Here is a 2,172-nt window from a genome sequence, read left to right as displayed (position 1 = left end):
CGCCGGGTGCGGGAGGCGGCGGGGTGCGTGCCGGGCGCGGAGGCGGCGGGGTGCGGGAGGCGGCCGGGTGGGGCACCGTGGAAGGGGTCCTTCACGCCGACACCCGGCAACGTCCCCGGACAGCCGCCACCTCACCGCCCCGACCTTCCGTCCCCTTTCAGCCCCTTTCATCCCAACCGGGTTCCGACACGTTCCCGTGAGTCCGCACCGGCACCCACCGAACCGCACTGGCCTCCCAGTGACTCCCCACGACTTCCAGGAGACGCGCATGAGTGAGCACACCTACCGGGTCACCGAAATCGTCGGCACCTCGCACGAGGGCGTGGACGCAGCGATCCGCAACGCGATCGGCCGGGCCTCGCAGACGTTGCGGGGCATGGACTGGTTCGAGGTGACCCAGGTCCGCGGGCACATCGAGAACGGCGAGGTCGCCCACTTCCAGGTGGGTCTCAAGGTCGGTTTCCGGCTGGAGGACACCACCTCGTAGCGCCTGCCGACACCCGCCCGGCCCCGCCGCCGCACCGCGCGCCGGCGGGGCCGAGCGCGTCCGGTCGCGGCTCGTGGAAGCCGCCGCGACAAGGGCGCAGGGGGGCGCATTGTTTCGTGCGCCGGAGCGCGCAGAAAGCGCCCGCGCTTCAATTCGAGAGGGTGCGCCTCGGCCGAGGCGTTCCTCCGCCTGCCGCACGGGCACATGTGCGGATGGACTCGTGGCGCCGTGCCGGGCGGCGGGGGGAATCGCCCGGCACCGGCAGAGGCCACACCGTCGGTGACGAGAGGTGGGGGAATGACCCGGGTACTTGTGGTGCACGAGGCTGTCCTGTTCCGGTCCGCGCTGGTCGCGTTACTCCGGGCCGAAGCCGGATTCCAGGTCACGTCGGTGGGACGGCGGGGCCTCGCGGACCGCATCCGGTGCGATCGGCCGGACGTGTACATGGTGGACATCGACTGCCCGGGAGCCGCCACCCTGCTCGAAGCGCTCGAACTCGCCCGGGGCGGCCTCGGCCGGCAGGGCGCACTGCTCGTGCTGGCCGCCGCCGACCGGCCCGGCCTGCTGCGCCGGGCCTACGACGCCCGGGCGCTGGGCTACGTGGACAAGAACGCCCCGTCGGGCAAGCTCGCGGAGGCGATACGCACGGTCCGCAAGGGTGAGCGGTTCATCGACGACTCGCTGGCGTTCGGCTTTCTCCAGGCGGCCGAGATGCCGTTGACGCCACGGGAGCTGACCGTGCTCTCCCTCGCCGCCGAGGGCAGATCGGTGGCCGACATCGCCCAGAACCTCCACCTGTCCAAGGGCACCGTCCGCAACTACATGGCCGCGGCGACCCGCAAGGTGGGGGCCCGGAACCGGATGGACGCCATCCGCATCTCGCAGGGCGCCGGCTGGATGTGAAGGGCGCCGCAGGCCCGGCGCACCGGTCGGTGGGGGGCCGCGTGCTCAGGCCCGCCCCGCCTCCCACACCCCGACCAGCTCCCGGTAGAGCGGCGACGTGCCGAGCAGCTCCTCGTGGGTACCGCTCCGGGCCCGAGTGCCGTCCATGATCAGGACCCGGTCGGCGCGACGCGCCGAGGACAGCCGGTGCGCCACCACCAGCAGCGTGCCGGGCCGGGCGGCGAGCGCCGCCTCGGCTCGCGCTTCGGCGTCCGGGTCCAGGTGGCAGGTCGCCTCGTCCAGCAGGAGCAGCGGCGCCGGCGAGAGATGAGCGCGGCCGAGCGCCAGTTGTTGTCGCTCCCCCTGGGAGAGCGCCTCCGGGTCGACCTCGGCGTCCAGGCCGCCGAGGCGCTCCACGAGCGGCCCCAGGTCCATGGCGTCGAGGGTGGCAGCGAGCTGCCCGTCCGACGCGTCGGGACGCAGGTAGCGCAGGTTGTCCTCGACGGAGCCGGTGAAGACGTACGCCTGCTGCGGGAGCAGGGTGCGGGCCGCGGCGGCCTCCGGGCCGACCGGGCCCCGCCCGTCGCCGACCGGGACACCGTCCAGCAGCACGGTGCCCTCCCCCGGCGGCAGCAGCCCGGCCAGCAGGGCGGTGAGCGTGGACTTGCCGATGCCGCTGGGGCCCACCACGGCCAGGTGCTCACCGTGCGCGACGGTGAGGTCCAGCCGGTCGATCACGGGCCGGGCCCGGGGCCCGTAGGCGAACGTCACCCCGCGCAGGGTCACCGCCGCCCGGCCGCGGT

The 2,172-nt window shown here is 74.2% G+C and carries 3 protein-coding genes; 2 read left to right on the top strand and 1 reads right to left on the bottom strand.

Translation table 11 applies throughout. The features are described from left to right. Positions 1-268 precede the first annotated feature (268 nt). Together ACYVE9_RS24020 and ACYVE9_RS24015 are read left to right on the top strand one after the other, a co-directional pair. On the top strand, positions 269-487 hold the full coding sequence (locus tag ACYVE9_RS24020; protein WP_461029985.1) for a dodecin: 219 nt from the start codon (positions 269-271) through the stop codon (positions 485-487). Positions 488-784: 297 nt separating this feature from the next. Further along, positions 785-1,390: a LuxR C-terminal-related transcriptional regulator gene (locus ACYVE9_RS24015; protein ID WP_461029984.1), complete on the top strand. Its 606-nt coding sequence runs from the start codon at positions 785-787 to the stop codon at positions 1,388-1,390. Positions 1,391-1,435: 45 nt separating this feature from the next. On the opposite strand, the gene ACYVE9_RS24010 is transcribed toward ACYVE9_RS24015, so the two are convergent. Beyond that, positions 1,436-2,172 (bottom strand): ATP-binding cassette domain-containing protein (locus tag ACYVE9_RS24010; RefSeq protein WP_461029983.1); only part of this gene is annotated, 737 nt, incomplete at its 5' end.

Source organism: Streptomyces sparsus, assembly GCF_054776295.1.
Note: the sequence above shows the minus strand (reverse complement) of the source record. Positions and strands in the feature narration are given on the sequence as shown.

Bases quoted from the DNA above. Each gene is read 5' to 3' on its own strand.
- ACYVE9_RS24015 (WP_461029984.1), top strand. From the start codon at position 785: ATGACCCGGGTACTTGTGGTGCACGAGGCTGTCCTGTTCCGGTCCGCG.
- ACYVE9_RS24020 (WP_461029985.1), top strand. From the start codon at position 269: ATGAGTGAGCACACCTACCGGGTCACCGAAATCGTCGGCACCTCGCAC.